Source organism: Bacillus sp. BP-3, assembly GCF_028401955.1.
In the GTDB taxonomy this organism is placed as follows: Bacteria; Bacillota; Bacilli; order Bacillales; family Bacillaceae_G; genus Bacillus_A.
The window spans coordinates 151,890-166,790 of sequence record NZ_JAQOTJ010000004.1 but is presented as its reverse complement, the minus strand read 5'-3'; the positions used below and the strand labels follow the sequence as shown (position 1 = coordinate 166,790).

General features: G+C 36.7%; 13 protein-coding genes and 1 pseudogene. 9 read left to right on the top strand and 5 right to left on the bottom strand.

From position 1 onward, the window contains the following. Positions 1-11: 11 nt before the first annotated feature. The 5 genes from PLX19_RS08470 to PLX19_RS08450 form a co-directional block, all read right to left on the bottom strand. A complete protein-coding gene (locus PLX19_RS08470; RefSeq protein ID WP_272188082.1) occupies positions 12-1,526 on the bottom strand; it encodes an EndoU domain-containing protein in 1,515 nt (504 codons plus the stop codon). Positions 1,527-2,093: 567 nt separating this feature from the next. Beyond that, a complete protein-coding gene (locus PLX19_RS08465) occupies positions 2,094-2,369 on the bottom strand; it encodes a hypothetical protein (RefSeq protein WP_272188081.1) in 276 nt (91 codons plus the stop codon). A 17-nt stretch (positions 2,370-2,386) separates the two neighbouring features. Beyond that, complete coding sequence (locus PLX19_RS08460; RefSeq protein WP_272188080.1) at positions 2,387-3,910, bottom strand: RNase A-like domain-containing protein; 1,524 nt, start codon at positions 3,908-3,910, stop codon at positions 2,387-2,389. Next, positions 3,907-4,269, bottom strand: a complete 363-nt coding sequence (locus PLX19_RS08455; protein ID WP_272188079.1) for a DUF3958 family protein — start codon at positions 4,267-4,269, stop codon at positions 3,907-3,909. Before PLX19_RS08455 ends, PLX19_RS08460 begins: the two co-directional genes overlap by 4 nt. 41 nt (positions 4,270-4,310) lie before the next feature. Continuing rightward, complete coding sequence (locus PLX19_RS08450) at positions 4,311-4,586, bottom strand: TIGR04197 family type VII secretion effector (RefSeq protein ID WP_272188349.1); 276 nt, start codon at positions 4,584-4,586, stop codon at positions 4,311-4,313. Between the two features lie 245 nt (positions 4,587-4,831). On the opposite strand from PLX19_RS08450, the gene PLX19_RS08445 reads away from it, so the two are divergent. The 9 genes and pseudogenes from PLX19_RS08445 to PLX19_RS08405 all read left to right on the top strand — a co-directional run bounded on the left by PLX19_RS08445 (position 4,832) and on the right by PLX19_RS08405 (position 14,731). Then, positions 4,832-5,206: a hypothetical protein gene (locus PLX19_RS08445; protein WP_272188078.1), complete on the top strand. Its 375-nt coding sequence runs from the start codon at positions 4,832-4,834 to the stop codon at positions 5,204-5,206. Positions 5,207-5,302: 96 nt separating this feature from the next. Then, a pseudogene (spoVFB, locus tag PLX19_RS08440) lies at positions 5,303-5,491 on the top strand (dipicolinate synthase subunit B); the annotation flags it as partial. Between the two features lie 149 nt (positions 5,492-5,640). Beyond that, on the top strand, positions 5,641-6,687 hold the full coding sequence (gene asd, locus PLX19_RS08435; protein WP_272188077.1) for an aspartate-semialdehyde dehydrogenase: 1,047 nt from the start codon (positions 5,641-5,643) through the stop codon (positions 6,685-6,687). A gap of 22 nt (positions 6,688-6,709) precedes the next feature. After that, positions 6,710-7,933, top strand: coding sequence for an aspartate kinase (gene dapG, locus PLX19_RS08430; protein ID WP_272188076.1), 1,224 nt, complete (start codon positions 6,710-6,712; stop codon positions 7,931-7,933). Between the two features lie 11 nt (positions 7,934-7,944). Further along, positions 7,945-8,823, top strand: a complete 879-nt coding sequence (gene dapA, locus PLX19_RS08425; protein ID WP_272188075.1) for a 4-hydroxy-tetrahydrodipicolinate synthase — start codon at positions 7,945-7,947, stop codon at positions 8,821-8,823. A 651-nt stretch (positions 8,824-9,474) separates the two neighbouring features. Beyond that, a complete protein-coding gene (locus PLX19_RS08420; protein ID WP_272188074.1) occupies positions 9,475-11,145 on the top strand; it encodes a ribonuclease J in 1,671 nt (556 codons plus the stop codon). A gap of 103 nt (positions 11,146-11,248) precedes the next feature. Next, entirely contained in the window at positions 11,249-11,998 is a 750-nt protein-coding gene (locus PLX19_RS08415) for a ClpP family protease (protein WP_272188073.1), read from the top strand. After that, on the top strand, positions 11,995-12,201 hold the full coding sequence (locus tag PLX19_RS08410) for a YlzJ-like family protein (RefSeq protein WP_272188072.1): 207 nt from the start codon (positions 11,995-11,997) through the stop codon (positions 12,199-12,201). The genes PLX19_RS08415 and PLX19_RS08410 overlap by 4 nt, the downstream gene beginning before the upstream one ends. A 166-nt stretch (positions 12,202-12,367) precedes the next feature. Beyond that, positions 12,368-14,731: a DNA translocase FtsK gene (locus PLX19_RS08405; protein WP_272188071.1), complete on the top strand. Its 2,364-nt coding sequence runs from the start codon at positions 12,368-12,370 to the stop codon at positions 14,729-14,731. Positions 14,732-14,901: the final 170 nt, after the last annotated feature.

The following is a 14,901-nucleotide window of genomic DNA, read 5'->3' as shown; positions in this document are numbered from 1 at the left end:
CCTCACATTCTTCAATACATTGGATAAACAGTTATGATTTTATCATTAATAAGAACCAACCTAATTTCCATTCCTGCTGATGTTCTACCTGAATATAAATTACCATTTATACGTCTTTTATTGTTATAAGCCTCGTGAATTGCTTCTAGTACTTGTGTTCTATCCCAATGTTTTGGAAAAAAGGTAGATGGTGAGCTTTTCGGAACTCCACTAACTTCGATTTCAGCAGTATATACACCAAAACGATTAGGTGTTGATTCAGTACCAGGTTTTATTTTTCCTTCACCCATCATACTTTCATGATGGTATCCACCAGCTTCTCTATATCTATTAAAGTTCCCATGAAAAAGGTGTTCGACAGATTTATTGTTCAAAAAAATAGAATTTGGATGAGACTTATATTTATCGAAGAATAAAAAAGTATCCTTAGCTTCATTAAACATAGGATTATCGAAAGATTTTAAGTTTAGTCCATTAGTATCGGCAAAAGCAAGTCGATTTTCTATGCTTAAATTATCAACCCAATTTGTAACAGTTTGTTGTATACGTGGTACTTTGACGTCCTTTACTCTTGCATATCTGGCTCCTTTTAACACTGTTGCGATTGTACCAATACCTTTATCAAAAAGTGCACCTATTGCGAATTGTGTTGCCCCATAACTGAACCATATTACAGCATCTTCAAAATCACCATTTTTTACATTCTTAATATATGAATCTGAAAGGACATTGTACATGGTTCTAAGGGTATTAAAAGGGTGCGATGCAGCATACACCATATCTTCCCACGTTTCCTTGTCACTCAATGCTTTAAGACCTTCGATTTCGTCTCCAACAGCTCGTCCAGAACCGATTTGCCATCCTTCTTTAAATTGATCTAATGTAGTCTTGTCATTCTTCATGAAATCAGATTGACCAAATTCTTCAACACCTTGACTGGAAAACCATTCTGCTTCACGTTTTGCTATAATTTCTTGAATAGGAGCTGCCCAATCCATATTTAGTTCTTGTGTACTAAATGTCCCTGATGCGAAACTAAAACCTTTCCCGCTTTGAACTTCCGCAAGCCCTCGTGCAATGCTGGCAGCAAGTTGGATTGCTGTATCATAGTTACTACTAGAAGTATAATTAAATCGATGTAGATGGTCTAGTTTTTCCTGTAGTTTTCGCTTCATAGCATCAAACATGTCTACCATAACTTTCATACTTGGAAGGGTACTACTGATTCCTTCAATACCTGCTTTTGTTTGCTCAATCCCTCGAATTTGTTCCTTTATTTCTTCTTCGATGACATCTGTTGTAGCGACTTGTGACTGGAAATCGTTCGGGAAGGCATTATTCTCGCGAATTAATTCTTCACATAAGTAAATAATTCCTTGCGCTAAAGGACGGAATATTAGGTTTTCTTCCTTTGTCCCTACAGTTTTTCCAGCATCAATTATTACTGAATAACTTTGTTTTCCCATTTTAGTTAATCCATTATCCGCTACTGACTGGACCGTTCCATTGTTCATTGCATCTTTCAATATTTATTCAGGAGCCTCTTTAGAATCCCCTAAAAATCTTGCTCCATTATCTTCAGTTGTAGATAGATGATTTGACTTGTCATATGAGGAAGGAAGAAATAACGGCATTTTCATATCCAAAAAAGCTAGTTTTAGACAAGATAGAAGCAAGTTTAGAGGGAATGATAGTATAAACGTAAAATAAAACCGCCTATGAAGGCGGCTTTTCTAATATTTTCATATGTTTCTTTAAGGATGTCTAAGTTACACAGTGTCCATATTTTTTATCTCAGTAAAGAACACCAGCAATAAATTTAAAAATATGATGGAGAAATTCACAAAAGAAACAGTTCACAACGTTTCACCAATTACAATCATTAGAGCTAGTTTTGCCCGCCTTTAGAATATATACAAAAATCCATACTGTTGTATCTTCAATAGCATCAGTTTCAATGTATATACCTTTATTTCAATACCTAGATTGAAGCTGTTACAGCTGCTATTATACTTTGCGAAATAGGTGGTATAGCCCGATTTAAGAACACATCAGGCTTAAAAATTATTAGGAATTTTATTGGCTGTATGCATTTAAATATTGTTTTTTATATGATTCAAAAACCATATAATTTTATCATCACTTTTCATATTTCTCATTCCATATTTTTTTATAAAACCTCTGATGAATTCTATATTATCTACTGATAATACTATGCTAATTTCTTCTTTCAAATCTTTAATGTATTCAGCATTTTCAATATCTTTATATTCCTTAATAAGCGTATCTAATTCTGAATAATCAGCACTTACATTAAAATAACATTCGAGAAAATATCTTAATTTGCTTAATTGTTTTTCATGAATCATTCTAATCTCTCCTTATTTTACGGCAAAGGAAATGATGTTAATATTCTAAATCCTACTTCCGATGAGCTATCCCTTATTAAAACTACTCTTGATTTATTTAAGTTATACATAACCTGTTTTTTATCTTCTAATACACCTTTCCCTATACTATATTTATGCTCAACATCAAAAACTTTTCTTCCACCTTTTTCTTCATTTAGCCATTTAGAAATTTCATCAGCATTCTTTCTTAAATTTTCTTGTACCGCTTTTGTTGCAGTATTTTTATTAGTATAACTTGTTGCATCCACATCTTCTTGTATGGCTCTTTTTATTAAATCTTCATTTGATTTAGAAACATGTTTTTCTAATGTATGCCCACCATTACTTTCCATTACATCTAGAATATCATCTCCTACATTGCGTATTGCATTAGGGTTGGTTGCCCCCTTAGATCCACCAGAAGACGAAGAAGACTGGATTTTTTGAATAGTATCCTTACCATTTTGAATTGTATTATACCAGACAAATCCACCATGGCCAGCAGCAGTAGCTCCAGCTACTGTAAGAACGCCATTAACCGGGACAGCAATTGGGGTTGCTCCCCCAACAGTCACTAATTCCGCTGCTAGAGTTAAAAAATTAGAGCCTCCTATGAGGGTAAGACCAGCAAACATTTCTACAATAGACCACGCCCCAGATAAAACATGTCCCGTAAGCTTTCCAGCTTGATAGCTTGTACTGTTTTCTAATTCATCACTTACAGGTGGTGTTAATCCAAAAACGTTTTCGACAATTGCAATGTCAAAACCTTGAGAAAATCCGGGAATACCTTGTAGAAATTCCAAAGCAGCGGTACCTGTTTTTTGATACCATGGTATATTGGCTTCTTGTTCTTCTAAGGCCATTTCTTCTTCAAGTTCTTTTTCAATTTCAGCTTCACGCGCTTTTTCCTCTGTAATCGTTTGAATAGGCCCCGTCCACTCCATATTCAATCCTTGCGTACTAAATGTTCCTGATGCGGGACTAAAACCTTTTCCGCTTTGAACTTCCGCAAGCCCTCGCGCAATGCTCGCAGCTAGTTGGAGTGCTGTATCATAATTACTACTAGAAGTAGAATTGAATTCACGTAGATGTTCTAGCTTTTCTTGCAGCTTTTGTTTCATCAAATCAAAAATCCCCATCATAGCTTGCATAGCTGGAAGGACATTACTAATTCCTTCCATACCTGCTTTCGTTTGATCAATCCCTCGCATTTGTTCTAGTATTTCTTGTTCGATGACATCTGTTGAAGCTACTTTGGATTGAAAATCGTTTGGGAAGGCATCATTTTGACGAATCAATTCTTCACACAAGTAAATGATTCCTTGTGCTAAAGGGCGGAAGGTTTGTGCAAAGTATGCTTTTGCACTGTCATACGTTTGCCCTTGCAAAACAGCATCGAATACAAAAGCATCAATCGAATTGATGACTTGTTCCATTCCTTGAATCGTTGCAGTGCACATAGCATTCATACTTTGTGTTTGAGATTGCACTTCTCCTAGATACATGTTTAGACTCATGACTTCACCTCCAGTGCTAATTTTTGGCGCTGATGGTAAAGATCATTTTCTAGGTTACTTAGGTTTTGTTTTTCCTTTAGCAATGCTTCTTTTTGGTCTTCCAATTCGTGGGTAAGTTTTCGTTCAATTTGCCCTGCATCTTGACGCAAATTAAGAAAGAATTGTCCTAGTTCTCTATCATTATGCCAAGTTTCTAATATACGGTCAAACAAGCGATAGCTTCGCCCTTTCCATTGATAAAAATCTGCTTCCGCTTGTTCTTGCCTTTGAATCGCGCGTTGATTTTGATATTGTTCTTCAGACAGACTTCTTACTTTTTCGTTCAGTTGACTCATTTGTTTTTGGATATCTTGACTCATTTTTTCACTCCTACTTTTCTATGTTCGTGTAGGTTGCTATATCACTTGAAAATTCTTTGAAGTTCGTTATCCATACGCTCAAAGTCCTGGGCCACAGAATGAATGTTGTTAACAGCTTGTTGAAAAGCACTATAAAATCGTTTTGTTAATTCCAATGCTTGTTGATTCGCTTCTTGTGCTTTGGAGTTGATGGATAACGTTGTACGTGACGATTTGGTTATGGATCTACTTGTGGCACTTTGGATTGTGTCAGCAGCGTTTCCCATTTGCGTCGCGATTTGCTGTGCCGTTTGAAAATTACTTTGGAATTGTCCCATCGCTTGAATCCTTTCCATACTTAATGAAATATGAAAATTATACCATATTAGTATATATTTTTGTATTGACAGAAATAGAGTATCTTTATTTTGAAGATGTTTTTTAAGTCTGAAAGTCAATTTAATTATAAAAATAGTGCATCATTAACTTTTAATATTAATGGAAAACTTATACTGAATTTACACTTCGTTAATATTCTGTTGTTAAAATTTTACATGTAATAACAATAAAGGGGATGATTTTAGTGGAATTGACAGTAATCGATGAACAAAGGATAACAGCGTACTTAGTGCAAGTATCGCAGCCAAATAAAAATTTCTTGTTTCACATTCGGGAAATCGATGACAACATAGATATTAATTTTATTGATGAAAATAATAATTTTTTAACACCTGTTCCTGTTGAACTGTTTCTTAGTAAACTTCTGAGCGAGGAAGGTAAAGTGGATTTTAGAAGGGTATATAGAAATATGTCGGGATTGGTATTATTAGAACCAGTGACACGTGAGGAATCAATTTATGTAAGAGAAATGACAAAAGAAGAGGCTGTTGCATATAGATATTTAGAAGATACTTATTCACGAGACTTAATGAATAAAGAAACAAGCCCTCTCATGTGAGAAGGGCTTTTATTCTTTTGTATTTATTTTTTTTCATCACACTGTTTCATGTATAATAGAAGGAAGTAAAAAAATATATATTGTTATTACCATGTTGGTGTAAACCTAATGCGCCTAATGGCAACAAAAAATATCTATTTTGTGCCATTTGGGCAAGATTCACCGCACAATAAGCCCAATTCTATGGTAGCGCGTATGGAATTACTGCAAGATACAATTGTTGAATCGCTGGAAGGGAAACAACTCCAACCTGTAGTTGTAGAAAAATTCAAGTATATGAATTAACAATCAAAAAACAGACAATTTTTTTCATGAAACCATCATTCTTATCGCAGAATATGATAAAATTAATTCTATTAAGAATGAGAAGGAGTATTTGTTACTCCTTTTTATTCTAAGTATAGAAGGATTGGTACCTAGAAAGGGGCATAGTGATGGAAAAGAAAAAATCTTTTCATGTCGCTGTAGTTGGAGCAACCGGCGCAGTTGGTGAACAAATGTTAAATACTTTAGAGAAACGTAATTTTCCTATTGGAAAGTTATCGTTACTTTCATCTAAACGTTCTGCAGGTAAAACGCTTTTATTTAAAGGAGAAGAAGTAACTGTACAAGAGGCTACTCCTGAAAGTTTTGAAGGAGTGGATATTGCACTCTTCAGTGCGGGTGGATCTGTATCAAAACAATTAGCACCAGAAGCAGCAAAACGCGGTGCAATCGTTGTCGATAATACGAGTGCGTTTCGCATGACAGAAAATGTCCCGCTTGTTGTACCAGAAGTAAACGAAAAAGATTTATTAGAGCATAATGGAATTATTGCAAATCCAAATTGTTCTACCATTCAAATGGTAGTTGCTCTTGAACCAGTTCGTCAAAACTTTGGTTTAAAACGAGTAATCGTTTCCACATATCAAGCTGTATCAGGAGCAGGAGCGGCTGCAATTGAAGAGCTACATGAACAATCACAAGCCATTTTAAACGGTGAAGAAGCAAAAGCAAATGTTTTACCAGTAAAAGGTGATGAAAAGCATTATCAAATTGCATTTAATGCGATTCCGCAAATTGATAAGTTTGAAGATAATGGCTTTACATTTGAAGAAATGAAAATGATTAATGAAACAAAGAAAATTATGCATATGCCAGAACTTGAAGTAGCGGCAACGTGTGTTCGCTTGCCAGTTGTATCAGGTCATTCTGAATCTGTGTATATTGAAGTGGAAAAAGAAGGTGTGACAGTAGAAGAGCTGCGTACCCTGTTAGCGAATGCAGAAGGAGTTGTACTGCAAGATAATCCAGCAGAACAAGTATACCCAATGCCAGCAACTGCAGTTGGTAAAAATGAAGTATTTGTTGGTCGCATTCGTAAAGATCTAAACAATGATAAAGGATTCCATCTTTGGGTCGTATCTGATAACTTATTAAAAGGTGCTGCATGGAACTCTGTTCAAATTGCAGAACGATTAGTGAAATTACAATTAGTGTAAACGGCTAAAAGAAGGTGCAAAAATGAAAATTATTGTCCAAAAATTTGGTGGTACATCTGTACGTGATGAAAATGGTCGAAAACACGCCCTTCACCACATTAAAAGATCGTTGAAAGAAGGCTATAAAATTGTAGTTGTTGTATCTGCGATGGGGCGCAAAGGTGAGCCATACGCGACTGATACATTATTAGGCCTTGTAAATGAAAAACAATCGTTTATTTCAAAACGTGAACAAGATTTATTGTTGTCTTGTGGTGAGCTGATTTCGGCAATTGTGTTTTCCAATATGTTAAATGAAAATGAAATTAAATCGGCAGCATTCAATGGTGCGCAAGCAGGCTTTATTACAAATGATGATTTTACAAACGCTAAAATTATTGAAATGGACTGTGAACGTATCCGAAAAGAGTTAGAAGAAGTAGATGTAATTGTCGTAACAGGATTCCAAGGACAAACAAAAGAAGGCGATACGACAACACTTGGTCGCGGTGGAAGTGATACATCAGCGTCAGCATTAGGTGTTGCGCTTCATGCCGAATATATTGATATCTTTACAGATGTAGAAGGTGTGATGACAGCTGATCCACGTATCGTAAAAGATGCGCGTCATCTTGAAAATGTAACATATAATGAAATCTGTAATATGGCATATCAAGGTGCAAAGGTTGTTCATCCGCGTGCGATTGAAATTGCGATGCATGCTAAAGTACCATTGCGTGTACGTTCTACGTATTCTGACAGCGAGGGAACTTTAATTGCAGCGTATGATGGGGCACGCGACGTACAAGAGCGTCCTGTAACTGGTATTGCTCATTCTTCAAGTGTCACGCAAATTAAAGTGTTGGCCAAGGACGGAGCATACGATCTACAAACAGAAGTGTTCAAAGAAATGGCAAAAGAAAAGATTAGCGTAGATTTAATCAATATTTCTCCTACGGGAGTAGCATACACAGTTAGTGATGATGTTGCAGATCGAGCGGTTGAAGTACTTCATAAACTTGGATATAATCCACTTGTAACAGAGCACTGTGCAAAAGTATCTATTGTTGGAGCTGGTATCGCAGGTGTTCCAGGTGTTACTGCAAAAATTGTGACAGCGTTAGCTGAAAATGGAGTTCAAATATTGCAATCAGCAGATAGTCATACAACAATATGGGTACTTGTAAAAGAAGAGAAACTTGTAGATGCTGTAAATGCACTTCATCGTGCATTTGAGCTTTCAAAAGAAAAGCAACTGGAATTATAAGGAGTGAGACCATGAGAGATTTTGGGACAATTGCAACTGCGATGGTCACACCGTTTGATAAAAATGGGAACATCGATTTTGCAAAGACAACAAAATTGGTAAACTATTTGATTGATAACGGGACAACATCAATTGTTGTAGGAGGAACAACAGGTGAATCTCCTACATTAACATCTGAAGAAAAAGTAGCGTTATATCATCATGTCGTATCTGTTGTCGATAAAAGGGTGCCCGTGATAGCTGGAACTGGTAGCAACAATACACATGCTTCTGTGGAGCTTACGAAAAAAGCGGAAGAAGTAGGCGTAGACGCGATTATGTTAGTTGCACCATATTATAATAAACCGAGTCAGGAAGGTATGTATCAGCACTTTAAAATGATTGCTGAAAGTACAAAACTTCCAATTATGCTATATAACGTTCCAGGTCGATCTATTGTACAGATTTCTGTTGATACAGTTGTTCGTTTATCGCAAATTCCAAACATTGTTGCAATCAAGGATGCGGGCGGCGACGTATTAACGATGACAGAAATCATAGAAAAAACAGATGATGATTTTGCTGTATACAGTGGTGATGACGGATTAACATTGCCAGCGATGGCAATTGGAGCAAAAGGGATTGTATCTGTTGCTTCTCATGTTATTGGTAATGAAATGCAAGACATGATTGTAGCATTCCAAACTGGTGATATGAAAACAGCACAAACGCTTCATCAATTGTTAGTAAGAGTGACAAATGCATTATTTATGGCGCCGAGTCCAACTCCTGTGAAGACGGCATTGCAAATCGTAGGATTAGACGTTGGTTCTGTTCGTTTACCTCTTCTACCATTAACTGAAGCAGAACGAACGCAATTACTTGAAGTTATACAATCTATTCCTCGCTAAAAGGAAAGTGACTTAGTGGTATGTGCTAAGTCACTTTTTGTATTTTATCCCGCAATTCGCAGGCAGTCATATTCCCACCTCAAAATTCGGCGAAAGCACTGTCGAGTTCCAGTGGCTAGAGTGTTCGGTCCTACGAGATAAAAAGCGCTTCTACGTCAGAAGCTCCATCCCCTTCACATTCTGGACGAGCTGCTTTCGCTTTTCTTAAGAAGTTAGGTGGAAGATAAACTGCTGGCATGCGCCTGATTGGTGAGGGCTGATAATTAGTGGGGTCCACTGATTAAAGTTTCACTTTGCTTCTTAAATGAAGTAGTGAAATAAATCCAGTTCATCCTCTTATACATATTCTTCTCTTTTCTTTCTTATAATTTAACTTGTGTTCTATTTCTTATATCAGTTATAATATGGCTAAGTAGCTTAGTACGGGTATGCTTAGCAAAAATGGAAAAACTTTACGGGTTATCGGATTTTGTATGAATTTACATAAAATATTTGATTTATATAATGAAAGAGAGGTGGAACCTGGTTTAAAAACAAAAAACGTGATAAGACCTTCGTTTTAGATGTTGAAAATGATGGTGGAGTTTCCCCTGGTTTCTCTACAATGTTAGTGGGGTCAGTTTTTATACTATTTTTAAACCAGGCAACAACATGAAGAAGAAAGAGATAGATACAGTAAAAGTATTCGCTCTCGGCGGAGTGGGCGAAATTGGAAAGAATATGTACTGCGTAGAAATTGATTCTGAAATTTTTATTGTGGATGCAGGACTTATGTTTCCAGAAGAAGAGATGTTTGGAATAGATATTGTTATTCCTGATATCACATATTTAGTGGGAAATAAAGAGCGCGTAAAAGGACTATTTTTAACGCATGGTCATGAAGATCATATTGGTGGTATTGTTTATGTGCTAAGAAAATTGGATATTCCAGTTTATGGAACTAAATTAACGAATGGTCTTGTGAAAGAAAAATTAGGAGAAGCGGGCATGTTAGGCCGTGTTGATTTAAAAACAATCGATTCTAATGCTACTGTAGAATTCGATACAACAACGGTTTCTTTCTTTAAAACAACACATAGTATTCCAGATGCAGTGGGTGTTTGTTTCCAAACTTCACAAGGTGCAATTGTATATACTGGTGATTTTAAATTTGATCAAACTCCTATTGGGAATAATGGTGCGGATATTGGAAAAATGGCACAAATCGGCAATGAAGGTGTACTTTGCTTACTATCTGATAGTACAAATGCAGAGCGACCTGGATATACAGGATCTGAGAGAGAAGTCGGTGTAGAGATTTCTAAAGTATTTTATAACTCAGAAGGTCGTATTATTGTAGCTTCATTTGCGTCTAATGTTCATCGTATTCAACAAGTTTTCGATGCGGCTTATGAAACTGGTCGTAAGGTAGCGGTAGTTGGCCGAAGTATGGTAAAGGTAGTTGATATTGCATATAATCTTGGCTATTTGAATATTCCAGACGGTATGTTAATTTCACTGCAGGATGTTGATAACTATCCTGAGAAAAAGGTGGCAATTTTAACGACTGGAAGCCAAGGTGAGCCAATGGCTGCCCTTTCTAGAATGGCAAGACAAGCTCATAAACAAATTACAATTCGTAAAGGTGATACAGTCATTATTGCAGCATCCCCAATTCCAGGGAATGAAACATCTGTCTCAAGAACAATTGATTTATTATTTAGAGCAGGTGCGGATGTAGTATATTATGGGGAAAAGAAAGTTCATGTTTCGGGGCACGGTAGTCAAGAAGAATTGAAGTTAATGTTGAATTTAATGAAACCGAAATATTTCTTGCCTGTACATGGTGAATTTCGTATGCAAAAGGCGCACGCCCGTTTAGCTCAAGATGTTGGAATCCAGTCGGATCGTATTTTTATCACAGAAAAAGGTGAAGTAATCTCCTTTATAAATGGTGAAGCGAAACCGGCAGGGAAGGTTCCAGCTGGAAATGTATTGATTGATGGATTAGGCGTTGGTGATGTTGGGAATATTGTGTTACGTGATCGGAAAATGTTATCGCAAGACGGTATTCTGGTCGTTGTTGTGACGCTTGGAAAAGATGAGAAAAAAATTATTTCTGGACCAGAAATAATTTCGCGAGGCTTTGTTTATGTTCGTGAATCTGAAGCATTGATTGAAAAATCAACGGATATCGTACGTACAATTGTAGAACAATCTATTAAAGAATATTCTATTGAATGGTCAACGTTAAAACTAAATATTCGTGAGTTACTTGGACAATTTTTATTTGAAAAAACGAAGAGAAAACCGATGATTTTACCAATTATCATGGAAGTATAAGAGATGGCTGCCTATTTATAGGCAGCTTTTTCTTTTATCCTCTGTCGAATGAAATTTATAACTTAAGAAATAATAGTTGTATACGAGCGAAAGGGGATACGATATGGTAGAACGTGATGAAATAAAAAATGAAGAAAAAAAGACCGAGACAAAAGAAGAAATAAAAGAAGGTTCTGTGCTAGAGAAAATTCAGCAGCTTGGACAGACGAATGTCCCGCAATTAAATGAATCACGTATTCATTGTTTAACAATTGTAGGGCAAATTGAAGGTCATGTGCAATTGCCACCACAAAATAAAACGACGAAATATGAGCATGTTATTCCGCAAATTGTAGCAATTGAACAAAATCCTAAAATTGAAGGATTATTAATTTTGTTAAATACAGTTGGTGGGGATGTGGAAGCTGGGCTTGCGCTTTCTGAAATGATTGCTTCGCTTTCGAAACCGACTGTATCGATTGTTCTTGGCGGAGGACATTCTATTGGTGTGCCGATTGCAGTATCAACAGATTATTCATTCATTGCAGAAACAGCAACAATGACAATTCACCCTATTCGTCTTACAGGTCTTGTAATTGGTGTTCCGCAAACATTTGAGTATTTAGATAAAATGCAAGAGCGTGTCATTCGTTTTGTAACAAAGCATTCCAAAGTAACAGAAGATCGTTTTAAGGAATTAATGTTTGCAAAAGGGAATTTAACACGAGATATTGGTACAAATGTTGTAGGTATGGACGCGGTGAAATATGGTTTAATTGATGATGTTGGAGGGATTGGCCAAGCAATCAAAAAATTAAATGAATTAATTGATGCGAATACATCAGCTGAACAAGGCGGGGCGTTGTTGCAATGATTTTATATACGATTATGCCAGAACAACTTGTGTATCCGATAGATCATACAGAATTTGCGAAACAGAAAATTGTACATGTAGATGGTATTGAGATGGTTGTGGATATGGGAAATGAAAATAATTATTCTGTTGTACGTGTATTAAGTACAAACCCCCAACATTTTTTACAATATGAACCTGGACAGAAAATATCCTTTTCGTAAAAGAAGGATTTTGTTTATGAGCTATGGTATAATATAAAAAACAAGAGGGTGAAGCAGCCGTGTGTATAGGCTGCTTTCTTCAGTTTATTCTGTAAAACCCTGTTTGCGTGGGACTATATTGGTTCTGCGAAAGTTCTATTTTTGAATGAGAATTTGAGGTGAAGAAATGGCAAAACAAAAGCAAAGAGGGACGAAAACAAAAGCAAGACGTACCATAAAGCCAACTTTGTACTACGAAATCGTCGGTTTGACTCTTTTTGCGCTCTCCATCATTACAATTATGCAACTAGGTGTTGTCGGAAAAGCATTCGTGCTATTTTTTCGCTTTTTCTTTGGAGAATGGTACATACTTGGAGTACTTGGAGTTATTGCACTTTCTATAGCGTTTGTTATAAAACGAGAGTGGCCGAATTTAGTAAACAAACGATTGATAGGTTTATATTTAATCGTATTAGCTATATTGATGTTTAGTCACATTACATTAGTCAACCTTTTAACAAAAGATGGAGCAGTACAAAGTACATCTGTTATTGTAACGACAAAAGATTTGTTCTTTCATGAAATGAAAAAAGGAGTCGACTCGGTACATTTAGGCGGAGGAATGTTTGGGGCCATTATGTTTGCGACATGCTACTTTTTATTTGATGAGGTTGGCGCGTACATAATTGGAATGATTCTCATTTTGCTTGGTGTATTATGTATTACAAATAAACATATAGGAGAAGTGCTTGCGCCAATTGGGCGTATACTTAGACGGCAATTTCAAGTGATGCAAGGTGATTATAAAGATTGGCAAACGAAACGGGCTGCTGAAAAAACTGAAAAGAAAAAGACTGCTCGTACGCGAAGTGAACGTCATGAGCCAGAAGCGCCGGAGTTAGTAGAGTATATTGAAGAAGTGGATGTGGCGCCGCCGATTATATCAAACTTTACTGAAAACTATACAACGCCGGATTCAATCAGTGAAGAACCTCCTAAAGCAATTCAAGAAGAGCCTTTGCCGATGCAAGAAGAACAGTCGAAGCGGAATAAAGGTGAAAAAATTGTTGAATCACTTTCCGGAGAGACGACAGCACCGCCAATGCATTTTTCCGATGTTGAAAATAAAGACTATAAGTTGCCGTCTTTAGAGCTATTAAAGTTTCCGAACAATAAGCAAGTGACAAATGAGAATGAAACGATTTATGAAAATGCTCGTAAGTTGGAACGAACATTCCAAAGCTTCGGTGTGAAAGCAAAAGTAACAAAGGTTCATAGAGGACCAGCAGTTACAAAATATGAAGTGTATCCTGATATGGGAGTTAAGGTTAGTAAAATTGTTAGTTTAAGCGACGATTTAGCACTAGCTTTAGCGGCGAAAGATATTCGAATTGAAGCGCCGATCCCAGGGAAATCAGCTGTTGGTATTGAAGTGCCCAATTCAGAAGTTGCCGTGGTTACGCTAAGAGAAGTATTGGATTCGAAAGCAAATAATCATCCGGAAGAAAAGTTATTAATTGGACTTGGACGCGACATTACTGGTGAAGCTGTATTAGCACGTCTAAATAAAATGCCTCACTTACTCGTAGCGGGGGCAACTGGTAGCGGAAAGAGTGTATGTATAAATGGGATTATTACAAGTATTTTAATGCGTGCTAAACCGCATGAAGTGAAACTCATGATGATTGATCCGAAAATGGTAGAATTAAATGTATACAATGGTGTTCCGCATTTATTAACACCTGTTGTGACAGACCCGAAAAAAGCGTCACAGGCATTAAAAAAGGTTGTCAATGAAATGGAACGGCGTTATGAATTGTTTGCACATAGTGGAACGCGGAATATTGAAGGATATAATGAATATATTAAACAGAATAATGAACAATCCGAAGCGAAGCAACCAGAACTTCCGTATATTGTTGTTATTGTGGACGAGTTAGCAGATTTAATGATGGTTGCTTCTTCTGATGTAGAGGATGCGATTATGCGTTTGGCACAAATGGCACGCGCAGCTGGCATTCATTTAATTATCGCAACGCAGCGTCCATCTGTAGATGTAATTACTGGTGTTATTAAAGCGAATATTCCATCGCGAATAGCTTTTGCAGTTTCCTCTCAAACTGACTCAAGAACGATTCTTGATTCAGGTGGAGCAGAGAAATTGTTAGGACGTGGTGATATGCTGTTTGTACCAATTGGTGCTTCTAAGCCAGTTCGTGTACAAGGTGCATTTTTATCAGATGATGAAGTAGAGAAAGTAGTAGAATATGTTGTTGCACAGCAAAAAGCGCAATATCAAGAGGATATGATTCCGCAAGATGTACAAGAAACGAGGCAGGAGGTAGAGGATAATTTATATGATGAAGCTGTGCAGCTCATTGTAGAAATGCAAACTGCCTCAGTCTCTATGTTACAGCGCAGGTTTCGTATCGGATATACACGCGCAGCTCGATTGATTGATGCAATGGAAATGAACGGTGTTGTCGGTCCATATGAAGGAAGCAAGCCTCGTGAAGTGCTAGTAAAAGATATTCAAGAGAAAAGTTCGTGATAAAGTGAAACTTTAATCAGTGGGGCTATTACTACCCACGAATAGTGGGATAAAGAAGCCGACTAGGAAGGATTCTAGTTGGTTTCTTTATTAAATAAAAATGATAGCGCTTACTATCGGTGTGTTTTAATGAGAATACGAATGGTTGTATTTTTTTTTTATTTCAACGT